The organism is Massilia agri, from assembly GCF_024753255.1.
Classification (GTDB): domain Bacteria; phylum Pseudomonadota; class Gammaproteobacteria; order Burkholderiales; family Burkholderiaceae_D; genus Telluria; species Telluria agri.
In genome coordinates this window covers 134,014-154,317 of sequence record NZ_JANUHA010000004.1, presented here as the reverse complement: position 1 = coordinate 154,317, position 20,304 = coordinate 134,014, and the positions used below count along the sequence as shown (strand labels likewise).

The following is a 20,304-nucleotide window of genomic DNA, read 5'->3' as shown; positions in this document are numbered from 1 at the left end:
GCGCATGTGCCTGTTTTGAAGATGGTCTGCCAAACCGACTGTTCTCGCATGATCGGGGTGTGCCTGTCAAGACTGGCGCATCTGCCGTGTTTGCGTGATCATTGTTCGCTTGACCTTCCGCTCCATTTCTGAACCATCCATGCTGCCATCCATCGAACAACGCTTAGCAATCGAACTGTCCGCCAAACCGGCCCAGGTGGCCGCCGCCGTCGCCCTGCTCGACGAAGGCGCCACCGTCCCGTTCATCGCGCGCTACCGCAAGGAGGCCACCGGCGGACTCGACGACGTCCAGCTGCGCCTGCTCGAAGAACGCCTGCGCTACCTGCGCGAACTCGAAGACCGCCGCGCCGCGATCATCGCCTCGATCACCGAGCAGAACAAGATGACGCCCGAGCTGATGGGGGCGATCGCGCTGGCCGAAGACAAGACCCGCCTGGAAGACCTCTACCTGCCCTACAAGCAGAAGCGCCGCACCAAGGCGCAGATCGCGATCGAGGCGGGCCTGGCGCCGCTGGCCGACGCCCTGCTTGCCGACCCGACCCTCAATCCGGATGAAGTCGCCGCCGGCTACCTGCGCGAAGCGTTCACGAACGCCGACGGCGGCGCCAACCCGGGCGTGCCGGACGCGAAGGCGGCGCTGGACGGCGCACGCCAGATCCTGATGGAGCGCTTCGCCGAAGACGCGACCCTGCTCGCTTCGCTGCGCGAATACGTGCAGGAGCACGGCGTGGTCGAATCCAAGGTCGTTTCCGGCAAGGAGGAGGAAGGCGAGAAGTTCGCCGACTACTTCGATTATTCCGAAACCCTGGCCACGGTGCCTTCGCACCGCGCGCTGGCGCTGATGCGCGGCCGCCGCGAAGGCGTGCTGGACGTGACCCTGCGCCTGGATTCGGAAGCCGAAAAACCGAAATGGGACGCCCCGCACAACCCTTGCGAAAGCCGCATCTGCGCCGCCTTCGGCATCAAGGGCGCGGGCCGTCCGGCCGACAAATGGCTGCTCGACACCGCGCGCTGGACCTGGCGCGTGAAGAGCTTCATGTACATCGAGACCGAGCTGATGGGCGCGCTGCGCGAGAAGGCCGAACTCGATGCGATCAACGTCTTCGCGCGCAACCTGAAGTCGCTGCTGCTGGCCGCGCCGGCCGGCCCGCGCGCCACCATGGGCCTGGACCCGGGCCTGCGCACCGGCGTCAAGGTGGCCGTGGTCGATGCGACCGGCAAGGTGGTCGACACCGCCACGGTCTATCCGCACCAGCCGCGCAACGACTGGGATGGTTCGCTGCACGTGCTGGGCCAGCTGGCGGCCAAGCACAACGTCTCCCTGATCTCGATCGGCAACGGCACCGCGTCGCGCGAGACCGACAAGCTGGCCCAGGACCTGATCAAGCAGCGTCCGGAGCTCAAGCTGACCAAGATCGTCGTGTCGGAAGCCGGCGCCTCGGTCTATTCGGCATCCGAATTCGCTTCGCGCGAACTGCCGGAACTCGACGTCTCGCTGCGCGGCGCGGTCTCGATCGCGCGCCGCCTGCAGGACCCGCTGGCGGAACTCGTGAAGATCGATCCGAAGAGTATCGGCGTCGGCCAGTACCAGCACGACGTGTCGCAGGCCCAGCTCGCACGCTCGCTCGACGCGGTGGTCGAGGATTGCGTGAACGCGGTCGGCGTGGACGTGAACACGGCGTCCGCCCCGCTGCTGGCGCGCGTCTCCGGCCTGTCTTCGAGCGTGGCGCAGAGCATCGTCACCTACCGCGACATGCAGGGCGCATTCGCCTCGCGTGCGGCATTGAAGAAGGTGCCGCGCCTGGGCGACAAGACCTTCGAGCAGGCCGCGGGCTTCCTGCGCGTGATGAACGGCGAGAATCCGCTCGATGCGTCGGCGGTCCACCCCGAGTCCTATCCGGTGGTCGAGAAGATCCTCCTCGATATCAAGCGCGACATGAAGGCGGTGATCGGCGACAGCGCCCTGATCAAGTCGCTCAACCCGGCCAGGTATGCGGACGACAAGTTCGGCGTGCCGACCGTGAGCGACATCCTGAAGGAGCTGGAAAAGCCGGGGCGCGACCCGCGTCCGGAATTCACCACCGCGACCTTCAAGGAAGGCGTGGAAGAGATCGCGGACCTGCGTCCGGACATGATCCTGGAAGGCGTCGTCACCAACGTCGCCGCCTTCGGCGCTTTTGTGGACATCGGCGTGCACCAGGATGGACTGGTGCACATCTCTGCGCTGTCGAACACCTTCGTCAAGGACCCGCACACGGTGGTGAAGGCCGGCCAGGTGGTGAAGGTGAAGGTGCTGGAAGTGGACGCCAAGCGCAAGCGCATCGCGCTCACCATGCGCCTGTCGGATTCGGCGCCGCAGGCCGGCGCGCAGCCGCAGCAGCGCGGCGACCGCGATGACCGCAAGCGCATGGGCCAGCACCAGCGCCAGGAAAAAGCCGCACCAAGCGCAGGCGGCGCGATGGCGGCGGCTTTCGCCAAGCTGAAGAAGTAATCAGGTGATGCAGGTCGCGCCCATCGATCCCGACGATCCGGACGTCCGGCTCCTGATCTCGGAACTCGATGCGGCGCTGGCCGCCGTCACCGGCGACAGCGGCGCCTCGTCGTTCGACGCGAACGATGTGCGCGGCCCGCGTGCGGTCTTCCTGGTCGCGCGCGCGGAAGACGGCGCGCCGGCCGGCTGCGGCGCCTTGCGGCCGCTCGAGGGCGAAGCCGATGTCGGGGAGATCAAGCGGATGTACGCGCGTCCCGGCAGCGGCGCGGGCAAGCGCCTGCTGGCCGCGCTGGAGGCGCAGGCGCGCGATCTCGGCTACCGGGAAGTGCGCCTGTCCACGCGCCGCATCAACGCACGCGCGGTGGACTTCTACCGCCGCCACGGCTATCTCGAGGCGCCCGCCTGGGGCAAGTATGTGGGCAGCGCGGTGTCGGTCTGCCTCGGTAAACCGCTCAGCCCCGGTGCTTGAGGAAGAGCCCGATCATATAGATGCTCAGGAAGGCAAAACCGATCAGGAGCATGCGGCCCTGCGGCATGGCCGGCAGTCCGGTCTTGCGGATCGACAGGCCGTCGCGCACCAAGAGGCCCGCATAGGCGAGCGCCGCGACGCCGCAGATGATCTCCCCTGGACTGCCGCGCGTGAAGCCGCCGAACAGGTTAATCAGGCCCGGGATGCCGAGCAGGGTGGCGATGACGAAGTTGCCGCCGGCCGAAGGGCCGCGACGGGGTGGCTGTTGCATGACGGAGACCGGTTAATAAATGAACGCGGGATCATACCGCAGTCCGCGCCGCGCGAACATGCACGCTCAACCCTGGTGTCAGGTCTGACATCTGGACACGAGCTCTAGCATAATCACCATTGATTGCTGAGCTCGTGTCTGAATGTCAGACCTGACACCGACTGAAGTGTGTCAGAGAACGGCCAGGCCGAGATATTGACCAAGTTTAAATAGCAGCATCACGGCCAGGAAGGCGAAGCAGAGGTGGCCGGCGATGACGGTGGCGCGCGAAGCCAGCGTTTCGCGCTTGCCCTGCTGGACGCGCAGCGCGCAGTACAGCATGAAGACGCCGACGCACAGGCGCGCGAGGTTATGCACGATGTCCTGGCGCGACATCCCGTCCAGGTCGACCGTCAGGTCGAACACGGCGGGCACGCCGAAGATGAGGGCGAACAGCCACATCACGGGCGTGGACATGGTGGCATAACCGCGGTAGGTCGTCACTGCTGGGCTCCAGAATATTGATAAGCCGACCATCATACTAAGAAACGCCGCAGTGGCGCCATCTGCCGGCCACGCCCGCACAGCGGAATTCTTATAAAATGGCGCCATCTCACCCATTTCTACTGAAGGCAATCACATGAGCGACGTTCAAACCTGGATCAAAGAAACCGTGACCAATACCCCGGTCGTGCTCTTCATGAAAGGTACCGCCCAATTCCCGCAGTGCGGCTTCTCGGGCCGCGCCATCCAGATCCTGAAAGCCTGCGGCGTCGACAACATCGCCACCGTCAACGTGCTGGAAGACGCCGAAGTCCGCCAGGGCATCAAGGATTACTCGAACTGGCCGACCATCCCGCAGCTGTACGTGCGCGGCGAATTCATCGGCGGTTCCGACATCATGAACGAGATGTACGAGTCGGGCGAGCTGCAGACCCTGCTGAAGAACGGCTGATTCGATGTCGAATCGTCCGCGCCGGATCATTGTCGCCATCACGGGCGCGACCGGCGCGGTCTATGGCGTCCAGCTCCTGAAACGGCTGGGCGCAACGTCAGGCGTGGAAACCCACCTGGTGCTGTCCGACGCCGCTACCCTCACCCTGCACCAGGAACTCGGCCTGCAGCGGCGCGATGCCGAAGCGCTGGCCCACGTCGTACACCGCAACCGCGACATCGGCGCGGCGATCGCCAGCGGGTCGTACCAGACCGACGGCATGGTGGTCGCTCCCTGTTCCATGAAAACGCTGGCCGCCGTCGCCCACGGGCTGTCGGACAACCTGGTCGCGCGCGCGGCGGACGTGATGCTGAAGGAAAGGCGCAGGCTGGTGCTGATGGTGCGCGAGACACCCTTCAACCTGGCGCACCTGCGCAATATGACGGCCGTGACCGAAATGGGCGGCATCGTGTTCCCGCCCCTGCCGAGCTTTTATCACCGTCCTGCGACGATCGAGGAAATGGTCGAGCACACGGTCGACCGTGCGATCGACCTGGTCGGGCTCGACAATGCCCACGCCCCGCGCTGGGGCGGCATGAAAGGCACTGCGGACGCTTGAGCGTCCCGGCCGCCTGTCTAGCGTTTGTCGCCGTCGAAAACCGGATCGTCGGCCTTCTTGGCCTCACGCGCTTCTTCGAGCATCCGCCGCCGGGCATTGCGTTGTCGCATCACCTCGGCATGGCGCGCCGCCGTCATCGGCGGTGCGGTCATCAGTTCCTTGAGCTGGGCGGTGTTGGCGTAGTTGTTTCGCATACGGCAGCTGCTCCTTGACGTGACCAGTGGGCGCGAAGCCGCGCGCCACCGAATAGATTATGTACCAGCCGGGACGGTTTGTGCGTTCCCTGGCTCACGAAAAGTGCAGTAACGAAACTATAGGACCTTAAAAAACCGTTGCGAGCGGCAGCAGTGTTGGTCGAGAAGCGCAGCTGTACGAGTAGTACAGCCGGTCCGCCGTAGCGGAGCATCGCAGACCGACAATGCAACGCGCAGCAGGTTTTTCAAGGTACTTATTTTTGCTCGGCCTTGGCGTGATTCATGCGCACCAGCATGCGGATGAACTCGCGTGCGAGCTGGCGATGGTGTTCGTCGAGGCGTTGTAAATCTGCAATAAGCTTGACATCGGCGGACTCGAAGCGGGCGCCTGCCGCGCCGCTACCCTCACCGGCGCCAGCGTGCTCGGCGCCGCCGAAGCGCAGCCAGTCGGCGGGCACGCCCAGCCACTGGGCGATCATGCGCAGCTTTTCCTGGGTAGGAATGGCTTCGCCAACCAGCCATTTACGGGCGGCATGGACCGTGATTGGACGGCCTTCGAACCGGATATTGAATTCCCTCGCGAGGCGGGTAGGACTATCGGGAGAATAGTGGGCGTTCTTCAGCGCCTGCTGCAGACGCTCGCTGAAACTCTCCCGTTCATTGGTTGAATTCATTGAGATACTTACAATCGTGGGCGGAATGCCCGGTGGACGGCCGGCTTCACTGCTGAGAAGCCTCGCTGACAATCATACTCTTAAAATGTAACAAAGATGTGATTATTTAAGAGAATTTGCACTTCTTACAAATAGAAAAATATACCGCCAATTCCCCAAATGGGGAACGAAAATATATCCTAAAGGAAAGGGCATGTCAGCGCCGCGCGCTTGAATAGAAAACTCTTTTATGTCTATACAAGCGCGGGTGGCAAGTCAGGCGAGCTGGAAGCGCATAATGCCATCCGCATCTTTTGTGCGGCGCAAGATACCGTCGTACCAGAGTTTATGCAGGTGGGCGAGCGCTTCGCCCAGAGCGAAGCTGAGCTGGTGGGCGTCGAGCTGGCGGCGGAACATGATGGGGACGATGTCGACGGCGGACTTCGGCGTGGTGCAGGCCGTGACCACTTCGGCCAGGCGCGCCGCATGGTGTTCACGCAGTTGCGCGATGCGGGTGTGCAGGCCGCGGAAGGGTTTGCCGTGCGAAGGCAGGACGAGAGTGTCTTCCGGCAATTTTGTTAAATTCCCGATCGAGTCGAGGTAGCGCTGCAACGGATTGCCTTCCGGTTCGACCGCAAACACCGATACATTTGTCGAAATCCTTGGCAGCACCATGTCGCCGGAGATCAGGATGTTCAGTTCCTCGCAGTAGAGCGAAGCGTGTTCCGGCGAGTGGCCGAAGCCGGTGATCACGCGCCAGCCCCGGCCGCCGATGGACACGACATCGCCGTCCTGCAGGCGGGTATAGGCTTCCGGCACGCTCGGCACGAGCGAGGGATAGTAATTGCGGCGGCTGCGCATCTGCTCGAGCATGGCCGGGTCGGTCAAGCCATGGCGCTCGAAATGGGGGATGGCCGAGGGCCCGTCCACGCCGGGCAGAGCCGCCGCCATCATGCGGGCGAAGCCGAATTCGCCGGCCGTGGTGCAGAACGGCGCGTCGAACCGGCTGGCGAGCCAGCCGGACAGGCCGACGTGGTCCGGGTGGCAGTGGGTGGCGAAGACGCGCAGCAGCGGCGCACCCTGCAGGCCCTCGGCGAGCACCTGCTCCCAGGCGGCGCGGGTGGCGTCGGTGCCCGCGCCGCTGTCGACCACGCTCCAGCCGCCGCGGCGCGCTTCCCCGTCGTCGACTTCGTCGGCCAGGAGCCACAGATTGATGTGGTCGAGCGCGAAGGGCAGCGGCATGCGGATCCAGGCCAGGCCCGGCGCAACCGTCTGCAGGGCGCCAGGGGCGGGAATGGTGTCGCCAAAGGGATAATCCAGCTGGGCTTCGAGCGGGTTCATGGAAAACTTTCGTGTTTCAAGGAAGGCGGTCGCGCTACAATGCATTAACGTTAACGTAAACGGAAATGCGCGAGCCTGTCGATTGTAAGCCATTTGCGCATTCCGCTTCCCTGCACCCGAAGAACCATGGTCACCTACACCATCGCCGAACTGGCCCGCGAATTCGACATCACCGCCCGCGCCATCCGCTTCTATGAAGACCAGGGCTTGCTCAGCCCCAAGCGCGAGGGCGTCGGCGGACGCAACCGCGTCTACACGCCGCGCGACCGCACCCGGCTGAAACTGACCCTGCGCGGCAAGCGCCTCGGCCTGACCCTGTCAGAAATCAAGAGCATCGTCGACATGTACGAGTCGCCCCGCGACACCGTGGCCCAGATCAACCGCTTCCTCGGCGTGCTCGCCCACCAGCGCGAGACCCTGGAACAGCAACGCGCCGACATCGAGATGGCGCTGGAGGAAATCGCGGCCCACGAGGAAGAATGCCGCCGCCTGCTGAACGAAAACGCGGAAAGCAAGGACGCCGCCTGAAGTACCGCCGGGCTTGGACGTCCCGGCTTTTTTTGTCTCTTAGTTGACGTTTACGTTAACGTAAGAGGCGAGTATCATCCACCCTATTCTGCTCAACCACCGTTCACCGTGAGGACGACAATGCTGCATCTTCCAGGCTTGACCTTTGACCATGGCGAAGACATCGCCGCGCTGCGCGAAGCCGTTCAACAGTTCGCCGAAGCCGAAATCGCACCGCGCGCTGCCGAGATCGACCGCAGCGACCAGTTCCCGATGGACCTGTGGAAGAAGATGGGCGAACTCGGCCTCCTGGGCATCACCGTCGGCGAGGAATACGGCGGCGCCAATATGGGCTACCTGGCGCACATCGTCGCCATGGAAGAAATCTCGCGCGCCTCGGCCTCGGTCGGCCTGTCCTATGGCGCGCACTCGAACCTGTGCGTCAACCAGATCAAGCGCAACGGCAACGAAGAGCAGAAGCGCAAGTACCTGCCGAAGCTGATCTCGGGTGAGCACGTGGGCGCCCTGGCCATGTCCGAGCCGAACGCCGGCTCCGACGTGGTCAGCATGAAGCTCAAGGCCGAATTGCGCGGCGACCGCTACGTGCTGAACGGCACCAAGATGTGGATCACCAATGGCCCGGACGCCGACACCCTGGTGGTGTATGCCAAGACCGACCTGGAAGCCGGCCCGCGCGGCATGACCGCCTTCCTGATCGAAAAAGGTTTTAAGGGCTTCTCGATCGCCCAGAAGCTGGACAAGCTGGGCATGCGCGGCTCGCACACCGGCGAACTGGTCTTCCAGGACTGCGAAGTGCCGATCGAGAACGTGCTGGGCGGCGTCGGCAAGGGCGTGAACGTCCTGATGTCGGGCCTGGATTTCGAGCGCACCGTGCTGTCGGGTGGTCCGCTGGGCATCATGTCGGCCTGCATGGACGTGGTCGTGCCTTACATCCACGAGCGCAAGCAGTTCGGCCAGGCGATCGGCGAATTCCAGCTCATGCAGGGCAAGATCGCCGACATGTACTCGACCATGATGGCCTGCCGCGCCTATGTGTATGCCGTGGGCCAGGCCTGCGACCGCGCGACCTCGCCCGAACAGGTGCGCGCCCTGCGCAAGGACGCCGCCGGCGCCATCCTGTACAGCGCCGAGAAGGCGACCTGGATGGCCGGCGAGGCGATCCAGACCCTGGGTGGCAACGGCTACATCAACGAATACCCGGTTGGCCGCCTGTGGCGCGACGCCAAGCTCTACGAGATCGGCGCGGGCACCAGCGAAATCCGCCGCATGCTGATCGGCCGCGAGCTGTTCGGCGAAACGATGTAATGCCGCAGGATGCGGGTGTCGTCGCGGCCGCTAACCCGGTGACATCCCTCCTTGCAATAGAATATCAGTCTGAAGACACACGCCGGACTGCGCGCGAGACGAACGATGACCCAGCAAGCGTTTCCCAAACTGCTGTCTTCCCAGATCGCATTCGATATCGCGCGCACCATCCTGGACGGCTTCGACAAGCACTACCGCCTCTTCCGCCAGGCCAGCCAGCAGGCGCGCCGCCACTTCGAGACCGCCGACTGGGCCACCGCCCAGGAGGCCGCGCGCGCGCGCATCGATTACTACGACCAGCGCGTGCAGGAATGCGTGCAGATCCTCGAGGACGAATACAGCCTCGAAGAACTGACGGACCGCGTCTGGCGCGAAACCAAGCTGCACTACATCGGCCTGCTGTCCGGCCACAAGCAGCCGGAACTGGCCGAGACCTTCTTCAACTCGGTCAGCTGCCGCATCCTGCACCGCAGCTACTACAACAACGACCACCTCTTCGTGCGCCCGGTGATCTCGACCGAGTACATCGAGACCGACGAGCCGCAGCCGACCTACCGGGTCTATTACCCGCCGGCCGACGGCCTGCGCACCGCCCTGACGCGCATGGTGACGAACTTCCAGCTCGACGTGCCCTTCGCCGACCTGGCGCGCGACGTCGCCCTAGTGGAGGCGCGCATGCGGGAAGCCTTCGGCATCGACCGTGCGGAAGCGAACCTGCAACTGCAGGTGCTCTCCAGCCTGTTCTTCCGCAACAAGGGTGCCTACATCGTCGGCCGCGCCATCAACGGCCCGCGCGACTACCCCTTCGTGATCCCGGTACTGTACGAGCCCAGCGGCCAGCTGGCACTCGATACGGTGCTGACGGACCCGTACCACATCACCCTGCTGTTCAGCTTCACGCGCGCCTACTTTTTGGTAGACATGGAAGTGCCGTCGGCGTTCGTGGGTTTCCTGCGCAGCCTGATGCCGCGCAAGCCGCGCAGCGAGATCTACACGGTGCTGGGCCTGCAGAAACAAGGCAAGACCCTGTTCTACCGCGACTTCCTGCAGCACCTGAAGCACAGCTCGGACGCCTTCCGCATCGCGCCCGGCATCCGCGGCCTGGTAATGCTGGTGTTCGAACTGCCGTCCTTCCCCTATGTGTTCAAGGTGATCAAGGATTTTTATCCGCCGCCCAAGGACACCACGCGCGCTCTCGTCAAGGAAAAATATCTCCTGGTGAAGCACCACGACCGCGTGGGACGCATGGCCGATACCCTCGAGTACTCGGACGTCGCCTTCCCGCTGGCGCGCTTCTCGGAAGAACTCCTCGCCGAGCTGAAGGAATTCGCACCCTCGCTGGTCGAGATCGAAGGCGAGCGCCTGATCGTGCGCCACCTCTACATCGAGCGCCGCATGGTGCCGCTGAATATCTATTTATCCGAGGCCCAGGCGGCCGGCGACGATGAACGCCTGGCGCGCGGCGTGATCGAATACGGGAATGCGATCAAGGACCTGGTCGCAGCGAACATCTTCCCAGGCGATATGCTGTATAAAAATTTCGGCGTCACCCGCCACGGCCGCGTCGTGTTCTATGATTACGACGAGATCGAATACCTCACGGATTGCAACTTCCGCGACATCCCGGAGGCGCGCAACGAGGAGGATGAGATGGCCTCGGAACCCTGGTATCCGATCGGCAGGCACGACGTGTTTCCGGAACAGTTCGGCCGCTTCCTGCTTGGGAATCCGGCCATCCGCCACCACTTCATGAAACATCACGCGGAGCTGCTCACCCGCGCGTATTGGCAATCCCACAAGGACCGTATCCTGGCGGGCGTCGTCGACGACGTCTTCCCTTACCCCCAGCAGATCCGTTTCTGTACCCCGGCGCACGCACACCGTGATCCAGCGCCACCCATTTTGGAGACCTTACACAATGAATGATCCAGTCGTTATCGTTGGCGCCGCCCGTACCCCGATGGGCGCCTTCCAGGGCGATTTTTCTTCGAAAACGGCGAGCGACCTCGGCGCGGTGGCGATCAAGGCCGCGGTGGAGCGCGCGGGCGTCGATGCCAACAGCGTCGAGCACGTCTACTTCGGCAACTGCCTGATGGCCGGCCAGGGCCAGGCCCCGGCGCGCCAGGCCCTGATCAAGGCCGGCCTGCCACTGTCGACCGGCGCCGTGACCCTGTCGAAGATGTGCGGTTCGGCCATGCAGGCCGCGATCTTCGCCCATGACCAGCTGGTCGCCGGCAGCGCCGACATCGTCGTCGCGGGCGGCATGGAATCGATGACCAACGCGCCCTACCTGATCCCGAAGGCACGCGGCGGCTACCGCATCGGCCACGCGCCGATGTTCGACCACATGATGCTCGACGGCCTGGAAGACGCCTACTCGCGCAACGAGAAGACCGGCGAAGGCCGCTCGATGGGCACCTTCGCCGAAGAGTGCGTGGCCACTTACCAGTTCTCGCGCGAAGACCAGGACAACTTCGCCATCGAATCCGTGAAGCGCGCCCAGGCTGCGAACAATGAAGGCTGGTTCAACTGGGAAGTCGCGCCGGTGTCCGTTGCCACCCGCACCGGCGAACTGGTGGTCGAGAAGGATGAAGGCCCGATGAAGGCCAAGGTCGACAAGATCCCGTCGCTCAAGCCGGCATTCAAGAAGGACGGCACCGTGACCGCCGCCTCGTCCTCGTCGATCAACGACGGCGCCGCGGCCCTGGTGATGATGCGCGAATCGAAAGCGAAAGAGCTGGGCCTGGCCCCGATCGCGCGCGTGCTCGGCCACGCTACCCACGCCCAGGAACCGAACCTGTTCACCACCGCCCCGATCGGCGCGATGAAGAAGCTGTTCGCCAAGACCGGCTGGAAGGCGAGCGACGTCGACCTCTTCGAGATCAACGAAGCCTTCGCCGCCGTGCCGATGGCGGCCATGCGCGACCTCGACATCCCGCACAGCAAGGTCAACATCCACGGCGGCGCCTGCGCCCTGGGCCACCCGATCGGCGCCTCGGGCGCGCGCATCATCGTGACCCTGCTGGGCGCGCTGAAGCGCACCGGCGGCAAGCGCGGCGTGGCCTCGCTGTGCATCGGTGGCGGTGAAGCGACCGCGATGGCGATCGAGCTGGTATAACGATGTCATGAATCGTGGTCGATGGTGCTGTATTGGCTCCATCGACCACGTATCGTATTGAATCCGGATTTCAAAGGAGCCTGACATGCCTACCGCTTTGATCCTCGGCGCCTCCCGCGGCATCGGCCACGAGATGGTGCGCCAGTACCGCACCGACGGCTGGCGCGTGATCGCCACCGCCCGCAAGCAGGAAGACTGCGACGCCTTGACGCAGATGGGCGCGACCGCCCACCAGCTCGATGTGACGAGCGCCGATTCGATCGCCGCGCTGGGCTGGCGGCTCGACGACGAGAAGATCGACGTGGCTTGGCTGGTGGCCGGCGTCTACGGCCCCTCGGGCTCGAGCTTCCCGACCGGCCCCGAGTTCGACACCGTCATGCACACCAATGTGCTGGCCGCCATGCGCCTGATTCCCATCGTCGGCCCGCTGCTGGCCGACACGCGCGGCAAGCTCGCCGTGGTGTCTTCCAAGATGGGCTCGATCGGTGCGAGGAACAGTACCGAAGGCACGCTGTACCGCGCCAGCAAGGCCGCGCTCAATTCCGTGCTGGCCGACGCCGCCATCACCTATGGCGCGCAAGGTGTGACCTGCGTATCCTTCCACCCGGGCTGGGTGCAGACCGATATGGGCGGCAGTGGCGCCACCCTCACGCCGGAGCAGAGCGTACGCGACCTGCGCGCCACGCTGGCCGGGGTGGACGCTTCACAGAACGGCGCCTTCCTGGACCACGACGGCACGCCGATCCCGTGGTAAACCACGACAACGTATAAGAACGAACGAGACACAATGATCCTCAGCGAAGAACACCAGATGATCCGCGACGCCCTGCGCAGCTATGCGCAGGAGCGCCTGGCCCCCCATGCCGCGCGCTGGGACCGCGAACACTATTTTCCGAAAGACGAGCTGAAGGAACTGGCCCAGCTGGGCGCCTTCGGCGTGGCGGTGCCGGAGCAGTACGGCGGCGCGGGCCTCGACTACGTGTCGCTGGCCCTGGTGCTGGAAGAGATCGCGGCCGGCGACGGCGGCACCTCGACCATCATCTCGGTGAACAACTGCCCGGTCTGCTCGATCGCCATGATGTATGCGAACGAAGAGCAAAAGGAACGCTTCCTGCGCCCGCTGGCGCAAGGCGAGATGCTGGGCGCCTTCGCCCTCACCGAACCACACACCGGCAGCGATGCCTCGGCCCTGCGCACCACCGCGACCCGCGACGGCGACCACTACGTCATCAACGGCACGAAGCAGTTCATCACCAGCGGCAAGTACGGCGACGTGGCCATCGTCATGGCCGTAACAAGCAAGGCAGCCGGCAAGAAGGGCATCAGCGCCTTCTGGGTGCCCACAAGCACGCCGGGCTACATCGTCGCCGGCATCGAGCAGAAGATGGGCCAGCATTCCTCGGACACCGCGCAGATCGTCTTCGACAACTGCCGCGTGCCTGCTGCGAACCTGATCGGCGAGGAAGGCATGGGCTACAAGATCGCCCTGTCTGGCCTGGAAGGCGGACGCATCGGCATCGCCTCGCAATCGGTCGGCATGGCGCGCGCGGCCTATGAAGCGGCGCTGGCTTACGCGAAGGAGCGCGAGAGCTTCGGCAAGCCGATCTTCGAGCACCAGTCGGTGCAGTTCCGCCTGGCCGAGATGGCGATGCAGATCGAGGCCGCGCGCCAGCTGATCCTGCATGCGGCGTCGATGAAGGATGCGGGCCTGCCCTGCCTGAAGGAAGCCGCGATGGCCAAGCTGTTCGCCTCCGAGATGGCCGAGCGCGTGGTGTCCAACGCCATGCAGGTCTTCGGCGGCTACGGCTACGTGGCCGACTTCCCGGTCGAGCGCATCTACCGCGACGTGCGCGTGTGCCAGATCTACGAAGGCACCAGCGACATCCAGAAGATCCTGATCGCGCGCGCGCTGTGATCATTCGTCCCGCCACGCTGGACGACCTCCCGGCGCTGTTCGCCTACCTGGGCGAACAGCTGGCCGAGAACGGCCGCGACGGCCTGCTGTTCCAGCCGATGGCGCCGACACAGGCGGGCGTGCCGGACGCCATGCGTGAACGATTCACGAACGGCGTGGCGACCCCTGAAGGCCAGCCGGGCTGGCGCCATGTCTGGATCGCGCTCGATGAAGACGGCGCGATCGCCGGACACATCGACCTGCGCGGCCGGCAGGAAGCGACGGCATCGCATCGCGTCCTGCTCGGCATGGGCGTGCGCCACGACCTGCGTCGCGCGGGTCTCGGCACACGCCTGGTGCAGACGGCGCTGAGCTGGGCGCGCGAACATCCCGCCTTCGAATGGGTCGACCTCGAGGTGCTGTCCCAGAACCACAAGGCGCGCGCCCTGTACGCGCGCATGGGCTTTCACGAGACCGGCGAGGTGCCGGACCGCTACCGCATCGGCGGCGAGCAGATCGGCGAAGTCTCGATGAGCTTCAAACTGTAGGGTGGTCGGCTTCGCCGACCGCGCGTTCAAATACAGCAGACATCTCGTTATCGCCTCCGATAGTTGAACGCGCGGTCGGGAGGACCCGACCACCCTACAAAACCGCAGGTTCCAGCAAGGTCACGGTCTGCGCCGCCGTATCGAGCCGCGCCCGCACGCCCACCGGTATCGTGAACTGGTGCCGAATATGCCCGATCGAATACCCCGTCACCGCGGGCACGGTGAGCGGCTTGAGGTGCTGGTCCAGGGTCTCGTCCAGATTCAGGCCGCGCTCGCCGGGCTTCGGCGCGCAATCCTCGCAGACGCCGACCATGACGCCGGCCGCCTGGTGCAAACCGAAGGCGAGGTCGAGCTGGGTCATCCAGCGGTCGATCCGGTAGGGCGCCTCGTCCACCTCCTCCACGAACAACAGGCCGTTGCGGAAGTCGGGCGCGTAGGGCGTGCCGCACAGCGCGGCGAGCAGCGACAGGTTGCCGCCCATGAGGGGGCCGGTCGCCACGCCCTGCGTCAGCGTGCGGATGGCGAACTGCGGCGCGCTCTGCGCCTTCACCGCGTTTTCCGGCGCCATGGGAATCGTGTAGGTGGCGCGAGGCTCGCACAGCACCGCCAGCATGTGCTCGCGCGGGTAGTCGGCGAGCGTCGACGAGGCCACCGGGCCGTGGAAGCCCACCAGGCCGGCACGGTTGTGGATGGCCAGGTGCAGGGCCGTGATGTCCGAGTAGCCGAGCAGGATCTTCGGGTTGCGGCGGATGAGGGCGTAGTCCAGGCCGGCGAGCAAGGAGATGCAGCCCGAGCCGCCGCGCACCGGCCAGATCATCTTCACTTCCGGGTCCGCATACATCGCATGCAGGTCGGCCAGGCGCTGCTGCACCGAGCCGGCGTAGTTGCCGTGCAGGGCGCGCAGGTAAGCGCCCACTTTTACGCGCAGGCCCAGTGCTTCGATATTGCGCACCGATTTTTCGATGACGCGGTCGCTGGCGTAGCCGCCCGGGGCGATGAGGCCGACCAGGTCGCCGGGGCGCAGGCGCGGGGGTTTGATGAGGCGTTGCGCCGTGCGCTTCGATGCGGCGGCAGCCAGGCCTGGCGTGGAAAGGGCGGCGGCGGCGAGAGCGCCGAAGCCGCGCCGGGTCATGTTCATGGTTCTCCCCAATGAAAAACGGCCCGCGCCGTGGAGGCTTGCGCCTCCGCCGGCAGCGGGCCGTCGGGTACCGTCAAATCAGAGGAACTTGTACTTGACGTTGAAGGTGAAGGCACGGTCGCGCGGATCGGCCACGCGCGGATCCCAGCCGGCGCCGACCACGTCGTCGACGTTGTGGGCGGTGAACGGCGGATCGCGGTCGAACAGGTTCTGCACACCCACCGTGATCGTGGTGTTTTTGATGCCGGTGTAGGTGGTCGACAGGCCGAAGCGGGTGTAGCTCGACACGTCCGGATCGAAGCCCGGCGGCGGCGTGCCCTTGCCGTTGTTCGGCAGCTGGTCCTTGTAGCCATTCGCGAAGTTATTGCTGAGCAGGAAGCTCCAGTCGCCACGGCTCACGCTGAAGGTGGCCGAGTGCTTCCAGCGCAGGTACAGGTCGCGGGTGAAGAACAGGCCGACGTATTCCTTGTACGGCTGGCCTTCGATCTCGGCGAACTTGTAGCTGCCGGTCCAGGTGCCGTCCAGGGTGGCGTTCCACTTGTAGCCGTCGCCGAACTTGCCGTCGCCGCGCAGGCCGACGTCGATACCGCGGGTCTTGGCGCCCGCCGCATTGATCCAGCCGGCCTGGACGTAGTCGATGGTGCCGTCCGGGTTGCGGATGATGTTCTGCGGCAGCAGCGCGGCGTTCTGCAGCACGATGCTGGCGCTGCGGTTCAGGATGCGGTCCTTCATATTGATCGCCCACCAGTCGATCGAGGCCGAGAAGCCCTTGAACGGCTCGATCACCATGCCCAGCGTGCCCTGCTTCGAGGTCTCCGGCTTCAGCTTCTGGTTACCGCCCGAGATGTAGTCGAAACGCTCCGGCGCGCAGAAGCGCGGGTCGCCCGGATTGGCGGCGCAACCGACGGTGTCGATGATGCCGCTAGCCAGTTCCTGGCGCAGCGCGCCGGTGTAGAGCTGGGTGAAGCTCGGGGCCAGGAAGCCCTTGTTGGCCGAACCGCGGAACAGCAGCCAGTTGGTCGGCTGGTAGCGGAAGGCGACCTTCGGATTGGTGGTGGCGCCGATCACGCTGTAGTCGTCGCGGCGCACGGCCAGCTGCAGCTCCAGGTCCTTCGTCACCGGCACGATGAACTCGGCGAACACCGCCTTGACGTCGCGCGAGGCCTTCGGCAGGTTGGCATTGCCCGGCGCCAGCAGGATCGGCTCGGCGGCCACGTCCTGGCTGTACAGGTAGGTTTCGCGGCGCAGGTCGAAGCCGGCCGCCATCGCCAGCTTGCCGGCGAACAGGTCGAACAGCTCACCCGAGATGGTGCCGTCGAGCTGGGTCATGGTCGTCTTGCCGGTCTGGAAGGCGCCGCGGTACTTGGTGCGCTCGATCGCGGCCATCGCTTCCGGCGTCTGGGTGCCGTCGAGCGACCACGGGTTGACGATGCCGCTGCCGAGCACCTTGTAGAAGTCGGCGGTGTAGGCGTAGCCGTCGAGCAGGTCCATGTGGGTCTTGCTCTGCGCCTTCGACAGGCCCACCTTGTAGTCCCAGCCGCGGATCACGCCTTCGGCGCCGACCAGCAGGCGGCCGCTGGTGGTGGTGTTTTCCTGGGTGCGGTTACCCAGCGGGTTGGCGCGCCACTTGTAGATGATCGGCAGGTTGCGGTTGAAGGTCGGGATGTAGGCCGACAGGTCCTGGTAGTAGCGGCCGCCCACCGGGTAGGCGTTGCCGTTGGCGAGCGAGGTCGAGATCTGGGCCGGGGTCAGGATCGAGATGACTTCCGAACGCGAGCCGATCGCCTCGGCGAAGATCTTGTGGTCGGCCGACAGCTTCCAGGTGCCGCGCACCAGCGCGTTGGCCTGTTCCGACGGCGACTGCATGATGTAGTCGCCGCCGTAGTCGTAGGCGCAGGAATAGGTCGAGCGCAGCGGCGAGGTGACGTCCTTCCACAGCGCGGTCTGGTACTGCGACATGCCTTCGACGGTGTCGCACTTGCCGTCGAAGCTCAGGGGATTGGCCTGCAGGTAGGTGTTCGGGTCGCCCGGACGGGTGAAACCGGTGCCCAATGCGGTGCCGGCTCCGGTCAGCTGGTTGGCGAACGGGGTGCCGGTGGTGTCCGGCGACAGGCCGCGGCCCGGCTGGAAGCCGTTGGCGAAGTCGCGCTGGCGCGAGGACAGCTTGTCGTTCTTGGTGAAGGCGACCGTACCCATGATGTTGAAGCCGTCTTCTTCCAGGTCGCCGTGGCCGCCGATCAGCGAGGCGCGGTAGATGTCGCCGCCGCCTTCCTGGGTGGCATTGCTGTAGGCCGAGGCTTCGATGCCCTGGTAGTCGGTCTTCAGGATGATGTTCATCACGCCACCGATCGCGTCGGTGCCGTAGATCGCCGAGGCGCCGTCCTTCAGGACCTCGATGCGCGCGATGGCGGCCATCGGGATCGAGTTCAGGTCGACCGCCTTGCCGCTCTTGCCGTGGGTCGGCGCGCGGCGGCCGTTGATCAGCACCAGGGTGCTGTTCGGGCCCAGACCGCGGAAGGAGGCGAAGGAAGCGCCGCCGCTGACGCGGTCGGCATCGGCGCCGAACACGTTATTGCCCGAAGTCGGGTTGTCGGCGCCGGTACCGTTCGCCGAAATCGTCGCCATCAGTTGCTCGGCGGAGGTAATACCCTGCTTTTCCAGGGATTCGGCGCTGATCACCTGCACCGGCAGGGCGCCTTCCTTGGCGACGCGCTTGATGCTGGAACCGGTGATCTCGACACGCTGAATCTTGTCGGCTGCCGGCATGTCTTGTGCGAGGACCGGGCTGGTGATCCCGATCAGGGCGATCAAATGGGCGAGCTTCTTTAACTTCACGGGGTTTCTCCTAACGTTTCCCTTGGCGGCGGTCGAGGTGGCCTGACCGGCTTATCTGTCTGTAATGTCTTGGCATTACGTTATTTTGTCGTTTCAGGGTACGCCGAGGAAATCGGCGCGTTCCAATGAAATATGCGGCGGCCAGTATAACCAGCAGGAATATTTTCTTTCGGAAAAACCAACTAAATCGCTATTTCGCTCTGGTGGAGCGTGCCCTTTGCGCAACATCGACATCCAGGTAACGCCATTGCGTGAACTCAACGGGGTGGCGTTTGTAGTTTTTCAACCACGGATGGCGCAGGTCGCCCGACAGGACATGGGTCAGCGGGACCCAGGGGTTGTAGGCGTGGATCAGCTGGTTCATCTCGAAATACAGCTTCTGGCGCGCCGGCCCGTCGCTCAGCTGGCGCGCCGCTTCATAACGCTGGTTATAGGCCGGCAGGTCGAAGCGCGCATAGTTGGCGCGGCCGGCATTCGGCCCATAGAGCAGCTGGTAGAAGTTGTCGCCGTCGGGGAAGTCGGCGATCCAGTTACTTTCGAACATCTGGACCGTGCCCAGGCGCGAGGCCTTGATGATCTCGGTCTTCTTGTCGGACTTGAAGACGACGCGCAGGCCGATCGCATTCAGGCATTTGCGCCACAGCTCGTCGCGCAGGCGGCCGCTGACGGTGGCCTCGCTGTGCATGGTGAGGGTGAGCGGCACTGTTTCTCCAGTGCGGCCTCGTTTCGGCTGCCGCCGAAACCCATCGGGATCGCGCTGCGTGTAGCCGTAGCGGTCCAGCAGGGCATTGGCCAAGGCCGGGTCATAGGGCACCGGGCTGCGGTAGGCGGGGTCGTAGCCCAGCACGTTCGGCGGCAGCGGCGACTCGGCCTTGATCGCGAAGCCCTTCTTCAGCAGCGCGATGTCCTCGGCATTGTTGTAGGCGAGCGAGATCGCCCGGCGCAGCGCGATACGGTCCTTGCCGTAGCCGCCGATGACCGGGTCCTTCATGTTCATCCACATATAGTAGGTCTGCAGCACCGGGAAGCGCGACAGCACGATGCCGCGCGCCGCCAGTTCGGGCTTCAACTGCCCGTCGCGCACCACCATGTCGGTCATCGACTCGGGGATCTGCTCGAGGTAGTCGTATTCGGCGTTCAGGAAGCCCAGCATGCGGCCCTGGAACTCCTCGGCGATGCGCACCTCGACCCGGTCCACGCGCGGCAGGCGCTTGCCCTCGAGCGCCGCGGCGATCGCCCTGTCCTCGGGATTGACGCCCGCCGTAGCGTGGAACACGGCCGTCGAATACGGGTTGGCCAGCAGGGTGATGCGGTCGCTGCGCTTCCACTCGCCCACCATGAAGGGCCCGGTGCCGACCGGGTGGTTGCCGGCCTGGCCGGGATAGGCCTCGATGACTTCGCGCGCCACCACGCCGGCGGCGGGGACGGCGAGGTAGAACAGGAAGTTGTTGTCGCGCGCCTTCAATCGAATGCGCAGGGTATGGCGGTCGAGGGCCTGCAGGCCCGCTACCGGCGTGTCGGCGTCGTAGTGCGTCTTCAGCGCCTCGTCGCCTTCGATCTTCCCCTCGAACATATAGGCCCAGGGCGACTTCAGGGCCGGGTTGTAGAGGCGCTTGATGCTGTAGACGTAGTCCTGGGCGGTCACTTCACGCTTGATGCCCTTGAAGGCCGGGTCGGGGGTGAAGAAGATGCCGGGGCGGATGCGGAAAGTGTAGCTGAGGCCGTCCGCGCTCACCTCGGGCATGGCGCTCGCCGTGTTCGGGCGCAGCTTCGCGGGGCGCGCCAGGTAGTCGTAGCGCAGCAGGGGGTCGAACAGGTTTTCCAGCAGCGACAGCGTCGCGTTGTCCGAGGCCACGGCCGGGTCCAGGCCGGTCTCGCTGGTGGACAGGAACATGCGCAGGACTTTCTCTTCCTGCGGCTGTGCTGCTGCGCTGCCGGCGCACAGCAGGGAGAACAGGAAGGCAGCGGCGGTCAGGCGGAGTGTCAT

The 20,304-nt window shown here is 64.9% G+C and carries 19 protein-coding genes; 11 read left to right on the top strand and 8 right to left on the bottom strand.

The window, feature by feature from the left end; all coding sequences use genetic code 11:
* The first annotated feature begins 139 nt into the window (after positions 1-139).
* The gene (locus NX780_RS07790; protein ID WP_258827296.1) at positions 140-2,491 is read left to right on the top strand and encodes a Tex family protein; all 2,352 of its coding nucleotides are present in this window, start codon (positions 140-142) and stop codon (positions 2,489-2,491) included.
* A gap of 7 nt (positions 2,492-2,498) precedes the next feature.
* The gene (locus NX780_RS07785) at positions 2,499-2,960 is read left to right on the top strand and encodes a GNAT family N-acetyltransferase (protein ID WP_258827295.1); all 462 of its coding nucleotides are present in this window, start codon (positions 2,499-2,501) and stop codon (positions 2,958-2,960) included.
* Here the strand turns inward: NX780_RS07785 and NX780_RS07780 are convergent.
* Positions 2,944-3,231 carry a hypothetical protein gene (locus NX780_RS07780; RefSeq protein ID WP_258827294.1) on the bottom strand — a complete coding sequence of 96 codons (288 nt, stop codon included), beginning with the start codon at positions 3,229-3,231 and terminating at the stop codon, positions 2,944-2,946. The two genes, NX780_RS07785 and NX780_RS07780, sit on opposite strands and share 17 nt — an antisense overlap.
* Positions 3,232-3,402: 171 nt before the next feature.
* Positions 3,403-3,714 carry a hypothetical protein gene (locus NX780_RS07775; RefSeq protein WP_258827293.1) on the bottom strand — a complete coding sequence of 104 codons (312 nt, stop codon included), beginning with the start codon at positions 3,712-3,714 and terminating at the stop codon, positions 3,403-3,405.
* Between the two features lie 136 nt (positions 3,715-3,850).
* Between NX780_RS07775 and grxD the strand changes: the two genes are divergently transcribed.
* Positions 3,851-4,165, top strand: coding sequence for a Grx4 family monothiol glutaredoxin (grxD, locus tag NX780_RS07770; RefSeq protein ID WP_020656899.1), 315 nt, complete (start codon positions 3,851-3,853; stop codon positions 4,163-4,165).
* 4 nt (positions 4,166-4,169) lie between these two features.
* Positions 4,170-4,763, top strand: a complete 594-nt coding sequence (locus NX780_RS07765) for a UbiX family flavin prenyltransferase (protein ID WP_258827292.1) — start codon at positions 4,170-4,172, stop codon at positions 4,761-4,763.
* Positions 4,764-4,780: 17 nt separating this feature from the next.
* On the opposite strand, the gene NX780_RS07760 is transcribed toward NX780_RS07765, so the two are convergent.
* The 3 genes from NX780_RS07760 to NX780_RS07750 form a co-directional block, all read right to left on the bottom strand.
* Positions 4,781-4,957: a hypothetical protein gene (locus tag NX780_RS07760; protein ID WP_258827291.1), complete on the bottom strand. Its 177-nt coding sequence runs from the start codon at positions 4,955-4,957 to the stop codon at positions 4,781-4,783.
* Positions 4,958-5,211: 254 nt separating this feature from the next.
* Complete coding sequence (locus NX780_RS07755) at positions 5,212-5,631, bottom strand: hypothetical protein (RefSeq protein ID WP_258827290.1); 420 nt, start codon at positions 5,629-5,631, stop codon at positions 5,212-5,214.
* 255 nt (positions 5,632-5,886) lie between these two features.
* Positions 5,887-6,951, bottom strand: a complete 1,065-nt coding sequence (locus tag NX780_RS07750; RefSeq protein WP_258827289.1) for an MBL fold metallo-hydrolase — start codon at positions 6,949-6,951, stop codon at positions 5,887-5,889.
* A gap of 126 nt (positions 6,952-7,077) precedes the next feature.
* Here NX780_RS07750 and NX780_RS07745 point away from each other — a divergent pair, with 126 nt between their 5' ends.
* The 7 genes from NX780_RS07745 to NX780_RS07715 all read left to right on the top strand — a co-directional run bounded on the left by NX780_RS07745 (position 7,078) and on the right by NX780_RS07715 (position 14,344).
* The gene (locus NX780_RS07745) at positions 7,078-7,479 is read left to right on the top strand and encodes a MerR family transcriptional regulator (protein ID WP_258827288.1); all 402 of its coding nucleotides are present in this window, start codon (positions 7,078-7,080) and stop codon (positions 7,477-7,479) included.
* Between the two features lie 120 nt (positions 7,480-7,599).
* Complete coding sequence (locus NX780_RS07740) at positions 7,600-8,784, top strand: isovaleryl-CoA dehydrogenase (RefSeq protein ID WP_258827287.1); 1,185 nt, start codon at positions 7,600-7,602, stop codon at positions 8,782-8,784.
* Between the two features lie 105 nt (positions 8,785-8,889).
* Positions 8,890-10,710 carry a bifunctional isocitrate dehydrogenase kinase/phosphatase gene (gene aceK / locus NX780_RS07735; RefSeq protein ID WP_258827286.1) on the top strand — a complete coding sequence of 607 codons (1,821 nt, stop codon included), beginning with the start codon at positions 8,890-8,892 and terminating at the stop codon, positions 10,708-10,710.
* Positions 10,703-11,902, top strand: coding sequence for an acetyl-CoA C-acyltransferase (locus tag NX780_RS07730; RefSeq protein ID WP_258827285.1), 1,200 nt, complete (start codon positions 10,703-10,705; stop codon positions 11,900-11,902). The genes aceK and NX780_RS07730 overlap by 8 nt, the downstream gene beginning before the upstream one ends.
* A gap of 85 nt (positions 11,903-11,987) precedes the next feature.
* Positions 11,988-12,656 carry an SDR family oxidoreductase gene (locus tag NX780_RS07725; protein WP_258827284.1) on the top strand — a complete coding sequence of 223 codons (669 nt, stop codon included), beginning with the start codon at positions 11,988-11,990 and terminating at the stop codon, positions 12,654-12,656.
* A gap of 33 nt (positions 12,657-12,689) precedes the next feature.
* Positions 12,690-13,817, top strand: a complete 1,128-nt coding sequence (locus NX780_RS07720) for an acyl-CoA dehydrogenase family protein (RefSeq protein WP_258827283.1) — start codon at positions 12,690-12,692, stop codon at positions 13,815-13,817.
* Positions 13,814-14,344, top strand: a complete 531-nt coding sequence (locus NX780_RS07715) for a GNAT family N-acetyltransferase (RefSeq protein ID WP_258827282.1) — start codon at positions 13,814-13,816, stop codon at positions 14,342-14,344. Before NX780_RS07720 ends, NX780_RS07715 begins: the two co-directional genes overlap by 4 nt.
* Positions 14,345-14,438: 94 nt before the next feature.
* Here NX780_RS07715 and NX780_RS07710 read toward each other — a convergent pair whose 3' ends face one another.
* The 3 genes from NX780_RS07710 to NX780_RS07700 all read right to left on the bottom strand — a co-directional run bounded on the left by NX780_RS07710 (position 14,439) and on the right by NX780_RS07700 (position 20,304).
* Complete coding sequence (locus tag NX780_RS07710) at positions 14,439-15,482, bottom strand: S66 peptidase family protein (protein WP_258827281.1); 1,044 nt, start codon at positions 15,480-15,482, stop codon at positions 14,439-14,441.
* Between the two features lie 78 nt (positions 15,483-15,560).
* Complete coding sequence (locus tag NX780_RS07705; protein ID WP_258827280.1) at positions 15,561-18,317, bottom strand: TonB-dependent receptor; 2,757 nt, start codon at positions 18,315-18,317, stop codon at positions 15,561-15,563.
* A 190-nt stretch (positions 18,318-18,507) separates the two neighbouring features.
* Positions 18,508-20,304 carry an ABC transporter substrate-binding protein gene (locus NX780_RS07700; protein ID WP_258827279.1) on the bottom strand — a complete coding sequence of 599 codons (1,797 nt, stop codon included), beginning with the start codon at positions 20,302-20,304 and terminating at the stop codon, positions 18,508-18,510.